Genomic DNA, 13,691 nt, shown 5'->3' with positions numbered 1-13,691 from the left:
GGTAATAAATGTTAAGTTTTATTTTTTCTATAAATAGTTGCATAGCTAACTATTTTTTATTTTAGCTTTGTTTCTGCGAGATATAAATAAAATAAATGCTTACATATGAAACATTCTATTAAAAAAGTAGCTGTTCTTGGTAGTGGAGTAATGGGCAGTCGTATTGCTTGCCATTTTGCTGGTATAGGCGTGCAGGTTTTACTGCTTGATATGGTGGCTAAAGGTGCTGAAGAAAGTACCAAACCTGCCGAAAGAAATAAATTGGTTAACGATGCTTTAGCAACAGCTATTAAGAGTAATCCTAGCCCTGTATTTACCAAAGATGTAGTTAAAAAAATCACTACTGGCAACTTTGATGATAACCTTAAAGACATTGCTACTGTTGACTGGATTATTGAAGTAGTGGTAGAACGTTTAGACATTAAACACCACATTTACGAGAAAGTAGAGCAATTTCGCAAGCCTGGTACTTTGGTCACTTCTAATACGTCTGGCATTCCTATTCATTTACTAAGTCAAGGCAGAAGCGACGATTTTAAAAAGCATTTCTGTGGCTCACACTTTTTCAATCCGCCACGCTATTTAAAACTATTAGAAGTTATCCCTACACCTGATACAGATCCTGCTGTGGTTGACTTTTTAATGCATTATGGCGATTTGTATTTGGGTAAAACCACAGTGCTTTGTAAGGATACACCTGCTTTTATTGCCAATCGCATTGGCGTATTCAGCATCATGAGCATTTTTCACATAATGGATAACTTGGGCCTTTCTATTGATGATATAGATGCTTTAACTGGCCCTATCATTGGTCGTCCTAAATCTGCAACGTTTCGTACAGCCGATGTGGTAGGTATAGATACATTGGTAAAAGTGGCAAAAGGCGTGGCTGACAATTGCCCTAATGATGAAGCCAGAGCTATTTTTGCCATACCATCTTGGCTTGAAAGTATTTTGACTAATAACTGGCTTGGCGATAAAACTGGTCAAGGTTTTTTCAAGAAAAATAAATCTGCCGCAGGCAAAGAAATACTAACACTTGACTTAAAATCACTAGAATATCAACCACGCATTAAGCCCAAATTTGCCACACTTGAAGCTGCTAAACCTGTGGAAAATTTGCAGCAACGCTTAAAAATAGCCGCTGCTGGTACAGATAAAGCTGGCGACTTTTACCGTCAATTTCACTACTCACTATTCTCATACATTTCGCACCGCATACCAGAAATAAGCGACGAATTGTACCGTATAGACGATGCCATGATGGCTGGTTTTGGCTGGGAAATTGGAGCTTTTGAATCATGGGATGTTTTAGGCGTGGCCAAAACTGTTGAAGCCATGAAAGCCAATGGTGTGAAGGTTGCTACTTGGGTAGATGATATGTTGGCTAGCGGCGCCACTTCTTTTTACAAAGTAGAAAATGGCAAACGCTTGTATTACGATGTAGCTACTAAAACTTACCTAGCAATACCTGGTGGCGATGCATTTTTAGTATTGAAAAATAATAGCGATAAGCTTGTTTGGAAAAGCAGTGCTTGTAAGCTTTACGATATAGGCAACGATGTACTTGGCCTTGAATGGAGCACCAAAATGAACAGCATTGGTGGCGAAGTTTTAGAAGGTGTACAAAAAGCCATTGCTATGGCAGAAGATAAATACAAGGGCTTAGTTATTGCTAATGATGGTCCTAATTTTAGCGCAGGTGCTAATGTGGGCATGATTTTCATGTATGCCATTGAGCAAGAATATGATGAATTAGATTTTGCAATTCGTCAGTTTCAAAATACTATGATGCGTGTGCGTTACTCATCTGTACCTGTGGTTACCGCACCGCATGGCCTTACGCTTGGTGGTGGTTGCGAAATGAACTTACATGCTGACAAAGTTTGCGCTGCCGCAGAAACTTATATTGGCTTGGTAGAATTGGGTGTGGGGTTAATTCCTGGTGGTGGGGGCACCAAAGAGTTTGTATTACGTGCATCTGATGAATTGCATGAAGACGAGCCTGATACCAACACACTTAAAAAACGCTTCTTCGATATTGCAACGGCCAAAGTAGCTACTTCTGCGCATGAAGCTTTTGATATGGGCATTTTACGTAAAGGCCACGATGAGCTGGTAATGAATAGCAACCGCAGAATAGCAGAAGCTAAAAAATCGGTGATTGAAATATACGATGCAGGTTACGTAACACCTACACAACGCACCGATATTAAAGTGCTTGGTCGCTTGGGTTTAGGCGCTATGTTGGCGGGCATCAATGGTATGTGGCGTGGTGGCTATGCTACAGAACACGATGCGTTAATTGCTCGCAAATTGGCGTACGTGATGTGTGGTGGCGATTTAAGCGAAATGACTTTAGTAAGCGAACAATATTTGCTTGACCTTGAACGAGAAACCTTCTTATCGCTTTGTGGCGAGCGCAAAACGCTTGAACGTATACAAAGTGTACTTAAAAGCGGAAAGCCTATTCGCAATTAAAATATTTCTTTTAAAAAAACAAGCGGCCTCACCATTATGGGACCGCTTTTTTTATTTAACAAAAGGAAGTCAATTAAAATTTCTTCGCATCTTTAATCAAGTCCTTCTTGTCTTTAGTTACATCTTTTTTATCTTTATTGTAATCCTTTAAATCTTTGTTTTTCTTATCTGCTTCTTTCTTTAATTGTTGCTTATCCTTGTTGATATCAGCAATATCTTTACTCTTATCTTTTTTTAATGCATTAATTTCGTTTTGTTCTTTTTGAGCTGCAGAATATTTCTCTTTTTTAACATCTGCGTTTCTTTCTTTGTACTCTTCCGCTAATTTAGCATTGTCTTTTTTAACATCTGCAGCATCCTTATTAATATCCTGTTTAGCTTTATTAGCAGCAGCTTTATTTTTTTGATAATCTGCTGCATCTTTTTTCATATCCGCCCTATCCTTATTGATATCTTTCATATCATGGTTCATATCCTGAGCCTTTTTAACTGGCTTTGGCTTATTTTGGGCGTTTACAGAGGTAATGCCAACGAAAGCTGCAAGGGCTGCAATAACAATTTGTGTTTTCATTTTTTTAAGTTTTTAAGTTTAATGTGTAGACCAAACACAAAATAATCGGTTTAATGAAAACATAGAAATTATGCCATCCTTTTTAAAAATCATATCAATAGTAACAATTGTTCTCAAGATAAAGGTTAACAATACAAGCATACATAATGCTAGGAACAATTACACTGCACAACGCTACTTCGTATTTTAAAGACATTTTATTTTAACAAGCAGTAGTAAGACGATGCAGCAGCATAGGCGGCACACACTGAAGCTGTCGAATTTTTAGGTGGCTTTTATGGTAGCTTAGATTTTTTCTTAAAAAAAGAAGGCAAGAACATAACTGCTATTTTAATGATGCACAGTCGTTGTTGTGTCTTTGACCAACAACGAAAAAGCCACACCTACAGTGGCTGAAAATAATTCAAATGCTTTCCTTACGCCAATAATTTTATGAAAAAAATCCATCTTAACTATACTATATATCAAAATATATATTACATTAGCTTTTATAAATCTACAAACTATGGCTAATTTAAAAGTTGTTCGTATTTATTCTGGTAGTGATGTTGACATGTTGACCGCTGCTGCTACTATTATTGGTCATGCTAAGGACAATAAAGCGGCCTTAATTGCCAAACGTAGTAGCTGGAAGGACCCATTTTTCAACAACATTGCTGCCGCTATTGACCAAGCATTTACCAATATTTTAGGTACTAATGGTGTCAAAGAACAGAAAAAAGCAACCAAAGCATTGGTCAAAGCCATGAAAGAAATTGTACCACTTTTGGGCGATTTCAAAACACAAATAGAAGTAGACTTTGAAGACGATAATCGAGAAAAAGACGTTTTGCTTAGCCTTGGCTATGGCTTAATGCCTAAAGTACAAAAGGGCGACCAAGAAGCACTTACCAAACTATTAGCCACTTTTACCACCAATATGTCGGCCTCTTTAAAACAAGAAATTGTTGCTGCGGGCACCGATGCTGACATTATAGATACCATCATTAGCTATGCTGCCATTATCAAAGACAGCAACATAGCACAAGAAAAACAAAAAGGTATTAAGAAAACCATTACCGCCGAAGGCATTACACAACTCAACGCTATTTACAAACAAACCATTGGTGTGGCAAAAATAGCCGCTCGTTTTATGGCTGCAGATGCATCAAAAGCCGCATTATTTAGCTTTCACAAAACCAAAGCGGCTTTAAACACCACTACAACGGCAGCTTCCAAAATTAAAAAAGCAGCCCCAAAAGCCTAGTACAACAGGGTAAAATTGTATACTTTAAGTTTATTACCTAACTTTTCTAACATAACCCTAGGCTTTAGCCTTGGGAAAAAGAAACACCTAAAGAATGGCTTCAGCCAAAATACTATTAGGCTTTGGCTAAAGCCAATATTACGCTTATTATTGCCCAATGCTGAAGCCTTGGGTTGTTATTTTTAGGTACATACAAGCAATTTTAACTCATGTGCCTATTTGTCTATGTGGTAAAAAAAAAGCTTGCTTATCTAAATAGTACCTGCCCTTATCTAAGTTATATCTGTTCTTATATCAGGCATAGCGGCGTTATCTAAACAATTGCTGCCATTATCTAAATAGTTTTGGTGCTTAGCTAAGCACTACCTGCTCTTATCATAAATTCTTGTGCACTTGTCGCTGTTATATCTGCCTTTGCCTTAGCTTTCCTGTTCTAATCTAAACAATTTTGGTACTTATCTGAGCATTCGCTACCCTTCTCTAAACCTCTTACAAATCCAAACCCGATAGCTATTGGGTCATAAATCCATCTCACTATGTTACTTTTGCCGCAATGCAGTACACACTCAAAAAATCACTCGGGCAACATTTTTTAACAAACGAAAACATTTGTAAGCAAATAGTAACAGCCTTGCAAGCGAACCCTTTTACTAACTTGGTAGAAGTTGGGCCAGGTGCTGGCGCTTTAACCAAATATTTACTGCCGCTTGAAAATATCCACTTTAAAGCAATAGAATTGGATGATGAAAAAGTGGTGTATCTGCATAAAACCTACCCTGCCATTGCTGGTAAAATTATTAATGCCGACTTTTTAAATATCAGCGCCCCATTTGAAGGCCATTTTACCGTGGTGGGCAATTTTCCTTACAATATTTCGTCGCAAATACTGTTTAAAATTCTCGATTGGAAAGACCAAGTACCTGTGGTAATTGGTATGTTTCAAAAAGAAGTGGCCATGCGTGTGGCTGCCAAAGAAGGTAGTAAAGTATATGGCATTATTAGTATTTTAATTCAGGCATTTTATGAAGTGGAATACCTGTTTGACGTGCCGCCAGAAAGTTTTAACCCGCCACCAAAAGTAATGAGTGGTGTAATAAGACTCACGCGTAAGCAAACGAGCTTTCCCGTAAAAAGCCAGAAAGAGTTTATACTACTGGTAAAAATGGCATTTAACCAACGTAGAAAAATGTTGCGTAATGCGGTTAAAGGCTTGTTTACAGCAGAAGTATTGCAAGACCCATTTTTTAACCAACGTGCAGAGCAAATTAGCATTGAGAAATTTGCTGCGCTTACGTTTAAAATGAACACAGGCGTGAAGGTTGATAGGAACACGGATGACCTGAATTTAGCGGATTGACGCAGATTTTTAATCTACAAAATCCGTTTAAATCAATAGAATCAGCGTCATCAGCGTTGCCATCCAATTTCAAATTTCAAATCATTTAATCATACATCATGAAAGCAATTATTACCGCCAAAGTGCATCCTTACTTACAAGCAACTTTGGAGAAAAATGGCTACGAGGTAACCTATTTACCAGCCATTACTTATGAAGAACTTGGCCAATTAATTGGCGATATGACGGGTTTGATAATCACAACCCGCTTAAAAATTAATGCACCGATGCTTGATAAAGCGCCTAACCTAAAATGGATTGGCAGGCTTGGTAGCGGTATGGAATTAATAGATGTACCGTATGCAGAAGCTAAAGGCATTACCTGTGTAAGTAGCCCTGAAGGCAATAGAAATGCTGTGGCTGAACATAATTTGGGCTTTCTGCTAAGTTTGATGAATAAGATAAATAGTAGCCACCAAGAAGTAAAAAAAGGGCTTTGGCTGCGTGACGAAAACCGTGCAGATGAATTACTCAACAGAACGGTAGGTATTATTGGTTATGGCAATACGGGTAGTCAGTTTACCAAACTATTAGCACCATTTGAAGTACAAGTGTTGGCACATGATAAATACAAAACTGGCTTTGGCAATAGCTATGTAAAAGAAGCAAGCCTTGAAGAAATATTTGAACAAGCCGATGTGGTAAGCATGCATTTGCCCTTAACTGCTGAAACAAAGTATTATGCTAATGACGCATTTTTCAACAGCTTTAAAAAGCAGCCTTATTTTTTAACGGCTTGCCGTGGTAAGGTTACTGACACCGATGCGCTCATTACTGCGTTAAAAAATGGTAAGGTAAAAGCTGCTGCATTAGATGTTTTGGAAAATGAAAAATTAAACACCTATAACGAAAAAGAAAATGAGCAATTACAATGGTTGCTTGCACAGCCAAACGTAATAATCACGCCACATATAGCCGGCTATAGCCACGAAGCATTCTTTAAAATGGCCAAAGTTGTATTGGATAAATTGGGTATTGTGTAAGATTGATAGGAACGCTGACAAGGCTGATTGGAAATGATAATCACTGATATTTTCATTGATTAAACAGCTTTTGATAGTCTCCGTAATAATGTTAATGAAGTGAGAAAAATCTGTTTAAATCCGCTGAATCTGTGTTATCTGCATTCCCGTCCAAAAGTTTAATTAGGCTGCTCGGCTTAATAAGCCTATGTTTGCCGCTCAATTTTAATTTACAATTTTACAAATGGACACAAAAATCACAGGAACTGTAAAGTTCTTCAACGAAGAGAAAGGATTTGGTTTCATCAAGCATGATGATTCAAACAAAGAAACTTTTGTACACGCTAATGGTTTGATTGATCAAATCGAAGCTAATGACAAAGTTCAATTTGACGTGCAAGAAGGCCGTAAAGGCTTGAACGCCGTTAACGTAAAACGTATCGCATAGTAGTAATACTCTATAATACATTTTATCAAAGAGGCCGTGTTTATACACGGTCTTTTTTTATGCCCCTATTTATTCCATTTATTAAATGCTGATAGCCATTTAATTTTAGAACATTAATTTCTGTTGCACATAACTGCAATGCTTACGAACCCTATATTTGAAAGATTAAACCATTACGTATGAGTGTATTATTAGAGCAATTACAAGAAACTGTTATTTATATCAAATCTCAATTTACCAACGAAGCCAAAATAGGTATCATATTGGGCAGCGGGTTGGGCAATTTTTCAACCGAAATAATTATTGAAAAAGAAATTGCCTATAGCGATATCCCACATTTTCCTGTGAGTACCGTACAAGGTCATGGTGGTAAATTAATACTAGGCGAATTGGCTGGCAAAAAAGTATTGGTAATGAGCGGTCGCTTTCACTTTTACGAAGGTTACAATCCCTTACAAGTTACTTACCCTGTGCGTGTAATGAAAATGCTTGGTGTAGACACCTTATTACTTTCTAATGCAGCAGGTGGTGTACATCCAGATTTTAACGTAGGCGATTTAATGATAATTAACGACCATATTAGTTTCTTCCAAATTAACCCACTACTTGGGCCAAACGATGATAGTTTAGGACCACGTTTTCCTGATATGAGTGAACCTTATAGCAAAGCTTTAATTAATAAAGTATTGGCGATTGCTAGCACCAATAACATTAAAGTGCATCAAGGTGTATACACAGGTGTTACCGGCCCTACGTTTGAGACAAGAGCAGAATACCAATTCATTAAAGCCATTGGTGGCCATGCGGTAGGTATGAGTACGGTGCAAGAAACCATTGCAGCAGTGCATTGTGGAATGCAAGTATTTGCTATGAGTGTCATTACCGATTTAGGCATTCGCGAAGAAGAAAATATTATTACCCACGAAGAAGTATTGCAAGCAGCTAAAGAAGCTGAACCTAAACTCACCTTATTGTTTAAAGAATTGATTAACCAGTTGTAAGATACCTATGTAAAAGTATAATGCTATTGCCCAACAAAGGGTTTGACTTGTGATACAAGTCAGACCCTTTTATTTTTAGTAATTTTATCGAATTAACACCACAGTACCTTTTCTATATACTTCACCACAGTTAGTGGTTGCAACCACTTGGTACACGTAAGTGCCTAATGGCTGTGCAACGCCTTTATACGTACCGTCCCAGCAGGCATTACTATCATAACCGCTGAAAATACGTTCACCAAAGCGATTATAAATATCCAATTGTAGGTGCGATACATTACCCCATTTTTTCACGCCAAAACAATCATTAATACCATCACCATTGGGTGTAAAGGCAGATGGCATTTGGTAGCCAACATCAGATGGCGTATTAGATACGGTTACAAGTATCGAATCTTCGCCATAACAGCCTTGATCACTATAACTTTTTACGTGATATATCGTAGTGGTAGATGGTGTGGCAATAGGATTAGCAGTAGCCGCATATTGCAGCGTTTGTGTGGGATACCAGTAATATTTTGCACCACCATTGGCATGCAACGTTGTTACAGCTTTTACACAATTAATATCATTGTCTTTAGTAAGTACCAAATTGGGCGGCTGATTTACTATCACCACTACTGAATCGGTAGTGCTACATTTATTGGCATCGGTTACGGTCACATTGTACTGCGTAGTAACCAATGGCTTAGCAATTGGATTGGCAATCGTTGTATTGCTTAGACTAGCGCTTGGCTGCCAGCTATAAGTACCATTAGCACCTACTATTTGCAAAGTGGTACTATCGCCCTTACAAAAGCCGCTATTGCCTATAATACTAAATGTAGGTGTAGGTAATAAGTGCACATTCACCGTATCGCTGCTAAAACAATTGGGCAAATTATAACCTATAACAATAAAACTTGTGTCTTTTAAAGGCATTGCGATTGGATTCGCGATTGTAGTAGACGATAGATAACTATTGGCTTGCCATACATAGCTACTTGCCCCACTAGCCCGCAATTGCAACGCTGTGCCAGTACAGATAGCTGTATCTGCATTAAGGGCAAGCACGGGCTTATTAACCACAGTTATTGTAATAGAATCTTTGTCAACTAATAATGGTGCAAACACAATATCATCCAAAGCAAAATCATTACCAGTTCTTATTGTGTCTTTATTAATGACTGAAATAGATGCATTCGTGGTATTACCAGATTGCCAGGTAGTGTAAAATTGCTGCCACTGCCCTTCAGTAGCACTTGCCTTAAAAATATTGCCTACTGGGTTGCCATTAATTGAAAACTGTAGTTCAGCAGGATTCCCGGAATAAATAGATTGTAGCCATACAGAAAAGATATAATTGGTATTTGGTATTACCGAAATATCTTGTTTCCAAATGATGATATTAAAAACCGTGTCACCATTTACCAAAAGCATATTGCCAGTGCCAGTTGTATGGTCTACATGCGGGTTTAAAAAAGGATGCCAAGGATAAGAATTAGTTCCTACAAAATATACCCCCTCTGGTATGCCAGATAAAGAATACAAATACTGCGAAGTAAAGCCAGTATTACCTGCTGAAAAATCACCATTGACCACCAAATTATTACCAATTGTTTGTGTTTGTAGGAGATATTTTGTAGTTGTTACAGGCGTAGCAACAGGATTGCTTATTGCAGTATCATTTAAGCCTGTTTTGGGTGTCCATGCATAGCTAAATGCGGGTAAAGCTTGTATTGGTACTGATTGACCTTTGCAAATATTGGTATCGTTAGTAACAATTAATGTATCTAGTAAAATCGCGTTGTGATGAATAGTTGTTTTTAATTCGTGGATGCCAGCAGCCTTCACCAAGTTTTGGCATAATAATAAACAGAAAAGAAAAATTAGACGTTGTTGAAAGTACATTGGAAAGTTAATGCTAGCATCTGTACAGATGTGATGCTAATAGCTTTATTTTTCTAAACATACCACTAATTATCAACTTATTATGGTATAGAAAAAAGATTAGCGAAACTTTAAAAGAATTTTACAGCTGAAATGCGTTTATCCAAATAAAAAAGCACTTACAATAAGTAAGTGCTTTAATTATTTTGAACTCGCCTAGTTCTAGTTGTGTGCCTCAGGCGGGAATCGAACCCGCACCTCCGTTGCTGAAGACAGGATTTTAAGTCCTGCGTGTCTACCAGTTCCACCACCAAGGCTGCCAAAAAAAATTCCATCTTGCGATGGAAATTTTATCTGAGCGGAAGACCGGGCTCGAACCGGCCACCCCGACCTTGGCAAGGTCGTGCTCTACCAAATGAGCTACTTCCGCTTTTGTTTTAAGAACTCTTCCGTTTTTTCGGATTGCAAAAATAGGGAAGAAAAATTAACAACAAAATATTTTTTAGAGTTTTCCAGAGTTTTTTATTTGTACTCTGGTTTGTATTGGCTACTCTTTTGTATTTCTACATCAGGTGTGCCTTTGTAACGGTAGGTATACAATTTGTAACAACCACCAAGAATAAATGCTAATAAACAAAACACTTGTAAATAAAATAAGAAACGAGATGAATTTACCCAATTTTTGGTAAAGTCTTTATTGCTGTTGTCGCTAACTTCGTATGCCATAGTTGTAATATTGCGGTGCAAAAATAGGGGTCAGCAACAAATTATAAAAGCTTCTAGCCAACTATTTCTGTAAACTTTGTTTTCTGTTTTACAAAATGCTGCCAAACAATGCTGCCTTTATAGACACCTTCCAAGCTACACAATTGTTTTTTAGGTAGTTGATGTTTGGTATAACCCTTTAGCAGTAAGAAACATACAGCAAAATGTGCTTTTACAATTGCGATAAAAAAATAACTATCGCCGTGCAATAACCCTTTCCAAGCGGATACTGCATCCAATAAAAATCGAAGCGGCATCTTATATAATTTTTCTTTGATAGGTAAATTTTTAGCCAGCATTAAAAGATTATTCCTAAAATTTAGAAACACCTTACGCCCACCTCTAGGTAATGTACCTGCCCCTACATGATATACTACCGACTTTGGGCAAACCATTATCCTGTATCCTGCCAATTGCATGCGCCAACACAAATCTATTTCTTCTTGGTGCGCAAAAAAGAAGGCATCTAACCCACCAAGCTGATGATACACATGACTGCGCACAAACATAGCAGCGCCACTTGCCCAAAAAATTGGTTCTGTCGTTTCGTATTGGCCATTATCTGCTTCTAATACATCAAACACTCTTCCACGAGATAATGGGTAGCCAAGCGCATCTATCCAACCGCCACTGGCGCCAGCATATTCAAAAGAATGTTTATTATTATACGCTAATAATTTAGGCTGACAAGCCGCTATTTGCTTATCATTTTCCATTAGAGAAATAATGGGCTCAATCCAATCGGGTGTTACCTCTACATCAGAATTTAGCAACACATAATAATCACTTTTCACTTGCTGCAAAGCCCAATTATAACCTCCAGCAAAACCATCATTTTGCGTATTAACTAAGACTTCCACAGTTGGAAATTGCGCTTGCAAAACCTGTAACGAATGATCGGTAGACGCATTATCAGCAACGATTACCCGTTTATTGGCATAAGAAGATGCTAGTACTGCTGGCAAAAACTGCCGCAAATATTGCTGACCATTATAATTAAGAATAACGATGGCGACTGTTGGTTGCAAAAATTAAAATTTTGGCGAAAATAGTAGTTTATAAATCAGGTTAGAGAAGATTATGAATTGAAAGTAATTACTTTAGCACTCGATTAAAATTTGCCTATATGGATTTAACAAAAGCCGCACAACTATTCTTGCTATTAATTACCGCCAATATGATATATGCCCAAAAAATAATTCCTTTATACAAAGGCGCCGTACCCAATGCTAAACCTTGTAATAAAATTGAAGATAATACAGTTGCAGGTAGAGTTTCAGGTATTACAAAGCCCTGTTTGTATGCATTTATTCCCGAAAAAAAAGATAGCGCTAAAACTTGTGTAATTATTTGCCCAGGTGGTGGCTATGCACGCTTAGCGATAGACCATGAAGGTTATCAAGTAGCGCAAGCGTACAACAGAAGAGGCATTACAGCCTTTGTATTAAAAAATAGAGTACCCATTGATGCAGACTGTTTTGAAAATAAAGAAATAGTGGCGCTGATGGATGCACAACAAGCGATAAAATTAGTGAGAGAAAGAGCTACTGACTACGGTATCAATCCAAATAATATTGGCTTAATGGGTTTTTCGGCTGGCGGCCACTTGGCTACAACAGCAGGTACACATTTCAATACCGTTGTTATAGAAAATAACAACAATACCTCTGTTAGACCAGATTTTTTAATACTTGGCTATCCAGTTATAAGTTTTAATGACAGCCTAGCACATATGGGTTCAAGAGACAATATGCTTGGCAAAAATCCAACTGAAGAGAAAAAAACATTGTACAGCAACGAACTACAAGTAACGTCTCAAACACCACCAACATTTTTAGTACACGCCACTGATGATCAAACGGTAAAAGTTGAAAACAGTATTTTGTTTTTTATGGCTTTACTAAAAAATAAAGTGCCTGCTGAAATGTACATTTATCAAAAGGGCGGCCATGGTTTTGGGTTAAATAACAAATCAGAACCGACCGATTGGCTTGCGAATGTATATGCTTGGATGAAGACCAATCGTTTTATAAAAGGTGATGTAGAATAAGTGGGGAGTTTAAAGGATAATATATTTGATGAGCATTGCTATTTGGTAGAAAAAGCTGAATAGCATGCTTTAAGATGCAGTGTGCGATGCAAAGATGATATATATAGATATTCTTAAGCTACTTACAAAAGAATCTTACCATAGATAGAAAACAAAAAAGCTGACTCAAATAAATGAACCAGCTTATTGTAAGTTATAATAAACACACACAATTATTTCTCAGCTAAGAAATCTTTCACTTTGTCTTTGTGTATGATTGCCTCTTTAAAAGTATAGGCACCTGATTTAGGGCTACGCACAGCTTTAATTACTTTAGTGTAATTTTTGGCTTCTGCTGCAGCCTTTAAATCCTTAACTTTCGCGTTCTTTGAAGCTACTTTTGCCATGGTTTATTTAATTTCTTTATGAACAGTTACTTTTTTCAAAATGGGGTTATATTTCCTTAGCTCTAAACGCTCAGGAGTATTTTTTTTGTTCTTTACGCTGATGTAGCGGCTTGTACCAGGCATACCACTTGTTTTATGCTCGGTACATTCCAAAATCACCTGAACTCTGCTACCTTTCTTTGCCATTATATAGATAATTTGTGGTGTGTAAAATTAGATTTTTTCGCCTTTGGCTCTTAGTGCTTTTACAGTCGCTTCTAAACCATTTTTGTTAATGGTACGAATAGCTTCGCCAGATACTTTTAAAGTAATCCAACGGCCTTCCTCAGCATAAAAGAAGCGTTTAGTTTGTAAATTCGGTAAAAACCTACGTTTAGTTTTAATGTTTGAGTGAGAAACACTGTTACCAACCATTGGCTTTTTTCCTGTAACCTGACATACTCTTGCCATAACACATTTTTTTTCGGACGGCAAAAGTAGGGAATCACTTTTAAATAGCAATAGAATTTTAGAGTT

The 13,691-nt window shown here is 37.4% G+C and carries 14 protein-coding genes and 2 tRNA genes; 7 read left to right on the top strand and 9 right to left on the bottom strand.

Going from position 1 to position 13,691, the window contains the following annotated elements:
- Nucleotides 1–105: 105 nt before the first annotated feature.
- A complete protein-coding gene (locus ACFOW1_RS13780) occupies nucleotides 106–2,481 on the top strand; it encodes a 3-hydroxyacyl-CoA dehydrogenase NAD-binding domain-containing protein (protein ID WP_379015031.1) in 2,376 nt (791 codons plus the stop codon).
- A gap of 73 nt (nucleotides 2,482–2,554) precedes the next feature.
- On the opposite strand, the gene ACFOW1_RS13775 is transcribed toward ACFOW1_RS13780, so the two are convergent.
- Nucleotides 2,555–3,052: a hypothetical protein gene (locus tag ACFOW1_RS13775; RefSeq protein WP_379015030.1), complete on the bottom strand. Its 498-nt coding sequence runs from the start codon at nucleotides 3,050–3,052 to the stop codon at nucleotides 2,555–2,557.
- Between the two features lie 505 nt (nucleotides 3,053–3,557).
- Between ACFOW1_RS13775 and ACFOW1_RS13770 the strand changes: the two genes are divergently transcribed.
- From ACFOW1_RS13770 to ACFOW1_RS13750, 5 genes are all read left to right on the top strand, one after another.
- Nucleotides 3,558–4,298 carry a hypothetical protein gene (locus ACFOW1_RS13770; RefSeq protein WP_379015029.1) on the top strand — a complete coding sequence of 247 codons (741 nt, stop codon included), beginning with the start codon at nucleotides 3,558–3,560 and terminating at the stop codon, nucleotides 4,296–4,298.
- A 553-nt stretch (nucleotides 4,299–4,851) separates the two neighbouring features.
- Nucleotides 4,852–5,655: a 16S rRNA (adenine(1518)-N(6)/adenine(1519)-N(6))-dimethyltransferase RsmA gene (gene rsmA, locus ACFOW1_RS13765; RefSeq protein ID WP_379015028.1), complete on the top strand. Its 804-nt coding sequence runs from the start codon at nucleotides 4,852–4,854 to the stop codon at nucleotides 5,653–5,655.
- A gap of 98 nt (nucleotides 5,656–5,753) precedes the next feature.
- Complete coding sequence (locus ACFOW1_RS13760) at nucleotides 5,754–6,677, top strand: NAD(P)-dependent oxidoreductase (RefSeq protein WP_379015027.1); 924 nt, start codon at nucleotides 5,754–5,756, stop codon at nucleotides 6,675–6,677.
- A 223-nt stretch (nucleotides 6,678–6,900) separates the two neighbouring features.
- A complete protein-coding gene (locus tag ACFOW1_RS13755; protein WP_379015026.1) occupies nucleotides 6,901–7,104 on the top strand; it encodes a cold-shock protein in 204 nt (67 codons plus the stop codon).
- A 179-nt stretch (nucleotides 7,105–7,283) separates the two neighbouring features.
- The gene (locus ACFOW1_RS13750) at nucleotides 7,284–8,105 is read left to right on the top strand and encodes a purine-nucleoside phosphorylase (RefSeq protein ID WP_379015024.1); all 822 of its coding nucleotides are present in this window, start codon (nucleotides 7,284–7,286) and stop codon (nucleotides 8,103–8,105) included.
- An 84-nt stretch (nucleotides 8,106–8,189) separates the two neighbouring features.
- Here the strand turns inward: ACFOW1_RS13750 and ACFOW1_RS13745 are convergent, their stop codons facing one another.
- From ACFOW1_RS13745 to ACFOW1_RS13725, 5 genes are all read right to left on the bottom strand, one after another.
- On the bottom strand, nucleotides 8,190–9,995 hold the full coding sequence (locus ACFOW1_RS13745) for a gliding motility-associated C-terminal domain-containing protein (RefSeq protein WP_379015023.1): 1,806 nt from the start codon (nucleotides 9,993–9,995) through the stop codon (nucleotides 8,190–8,192).
- Nucleotides 9,996–10,205: 210 nt separating this feature from the next.
- A tRNA-Leu gene (locus ACFOW1_RS13740) sits at nucleotides 10,206–10,291 on the bottom strand.
- Nucleotides 10,292–10,331: 40 nt separating this feature from the next.
- Nucleotides 10,332–10,404 (bottom strand) — tRNA-Gly (locus ACFOW1_RS13735).
- Nucleotides 10,405–10,496: 92 nt separating this feature from the next.
- Nucleotides 10,497–10,700, bottom strand: a complete 204-nt coding sequence (locus ACFOW1_RS13730) for a hypothetical protein (protein ID WP_379015022.1) — start codon at nucleotides 10,698–10,700, stop codon at nucleotides 10,497–10,499.
- A gap of 53 nt (nucleotides 10,701–10,753) precedes the next feature.
- Nucleotides 10,754–11,767, bottom strand: a complete 1,014-nt coding sequence (locus tag ACFOW1_RS13725) for a glycosyltransferase family 2 protein (protein ID WP_379015020.1) — start codon at nucleotides 11,765–11,767, stop codon at nucleotides 10,754–10,756.
- A 98-nt stretch (nucleotides 11,768–11,865) separates the two neighbouring features.
- On the opposite strand from ACFOW1_RS13725, the gene ACFOW1_RS13720 reads away from it, so the two are divergent.
- Nucleotides 11,866–12,789 (top strand): alpha/beta hydrolase, encoded by a 924-nt coding sequence (locus tag ACFOW1_RS13720; RefSeq protein WP_379015019.1) that lies wholly within the window; start codon nucleotides 11,866–11,868, stop codon nucleotides 12,787–12,789.
- A 212-nt stretch (nucleotides 12,790–13,001) separates the two neighbouring features.
- Here ACFOW1_RS13720 and ACFOW1_RS13715 read toward each other — a convergent pair whose 3' ends face one another.
- Genes ACFOW1_RS13715 through rpmB form a run of 3 tightly spaced genes read right to left on the bottom strand, consistent with a single transcriptional unit; the run spans nucleotide 13,002 to nucleotide 13,625 of the window.
- Nucleotides 13,002–13,175, bottom strand: coding sequence for a DUF4295 family protein (locus tag ACFOW1_RS13715; RefSeq protein ID WP_379015018.1), 174 nt, complete (start codon nucleotides 13,173–13,175; stop codon nucleotides 13,002–13,004).
- A 3-nt stretch (nucleotides 13,176–13,178) separates the two neighbouring features.
- Nucleotides 13,179–13,361 carry a 50S ribosomal protein L33 gene (rpmG, locus tag ACFOW1_RS13710; protein ID WP_379015017.1) on the bottom strand — a complete coding sequence of 61 codons (183 nt, stop codon included), beginning with the start codon at nucleotides 13,359–13,361 and terminating at the stop codon, nucleotides 13,179–13,181.
- A 27-nt stretch (nucleotides 13,362–13,388) separates the two neighbouring features.
- The gene (gene rpmB / locus ACFOW1_RS13705) at nucleotides 13,389–13,625 is read right to left on the bottom strand and encodes a 50S ribosomal protein L28 (protein ID WP_379015016.1); all 237 of its coding nucleotides are present in this window, start codon (nucleotides 13,623–13,625) and stop codon (nucleotides 13,389–13,391) included.
- Between the last annotated feature and the right edge of the window lie 66 nt (nucleotides 13,626–13,691).

This window comes from Parasediminibacterium paludis (genome assembly GCF_042651445.1).
GTDB lineage: Bacteria > Bacteroidota > Bacteroidia > Chitinophagales > Chitinophagaceae > Parasediminibacterium > Parasediminibacterium paludis.
This window is presented reverse-complemented; position numbering and strand designations above follow the sequence as displayed.

Bases quoted from the DNA above. Each gene is read 5' to 3' on its own strand.
- ACFOW1_RS13780 (WP_379015031.1), top strand. From the start codon at position 106: ATGAAACATTCTATTAAAAAAGTAGCTGTTCTTGGTAGTGGAGTAATG.
- rpmG (WP_379015017.1), bottom strand. From the start codon at position 13,361: ATGGCAAAGAAAGGTAGCAGAGTTCAGGTGATTTTGGAATGTACCGAG.
- ACFOW1_RS13750 (WP_379015024.1), top strand. From the start codon at position 7,284: ATGAGTGTATTATTAGAGCAATTACAAGAAACTGTTATTTATATCAAA.
- rpmB (WP_379015016.1), bottom strand. From the start codon at position 13,625: ATGGCAAGAGTATGTCAGGTTACAGGAAAAAAGCCAATGGTTGGTAAC.
- ACFOW1_RS13755 (WP_379015026.1), top strand. From the start codon at position 6,901: ATGGACACAAAAATCACAGGAACTGTAAAGTTCTTCAACGAAGAGAAA.
- ACFOW1_RS13775 (WP_379015030.1), bottom strand. From the start codon at position 3,052: ATGAAAACACAAATTGTTATTGCAGCCCTTGCAGCTTTCGTTGGCATT.
- ACFOW1_RS13720 (WP_379015019.1), top strand. From the start codon at position 11,866: ATGGATTTAACAAAAGCCGCACAACTATTCTTGCTATTAATTACCGCC.
- ACFOW1_RS13715 (WP_379015018.1), bottom strand. From the start codon at position 13,175: ATGGCAAAAGTAGCTTCAAAGAACGCGAAAGTTAAGGATTTAAAGGCT.
- rsmA (WP_379015028.1), top strand. From the start codon at position 4,852: ATGCAGTACACACTCAAAAAATCACTCGGGCAACATTTTTTAACAAAC.
- ACFOW1_RS13760 (WP_379015027.1), top strand. From the start codon at position 5,754: ATGAAAGCAATTATTACCGCCAAAGTGCATCCTTACTTACAAGCAACT.
- ACFOW1_RS13770 (WP_379015029.1), top strand. From the start codon at position 3,558: ATGGCTAATTTAAAAGTTGTTCGTATTTATTCTGGTAGTGATGTTGAC.
- ACFOW1_RS13730 (WP_379015022.1), bottom strand. From the start codon at position 10,700: ATGGCATACGAAGTTAGCGACAACAGCAATAAAGACTTTACCAAAAAT.
- ACFOW1_RS13745 (WP_379015023.1), bottom strand. From the start codon at position 9,995: ATGTACTTTCAACAACGTCTAATTTTTCTTTTCTGTTTATTATTATGC.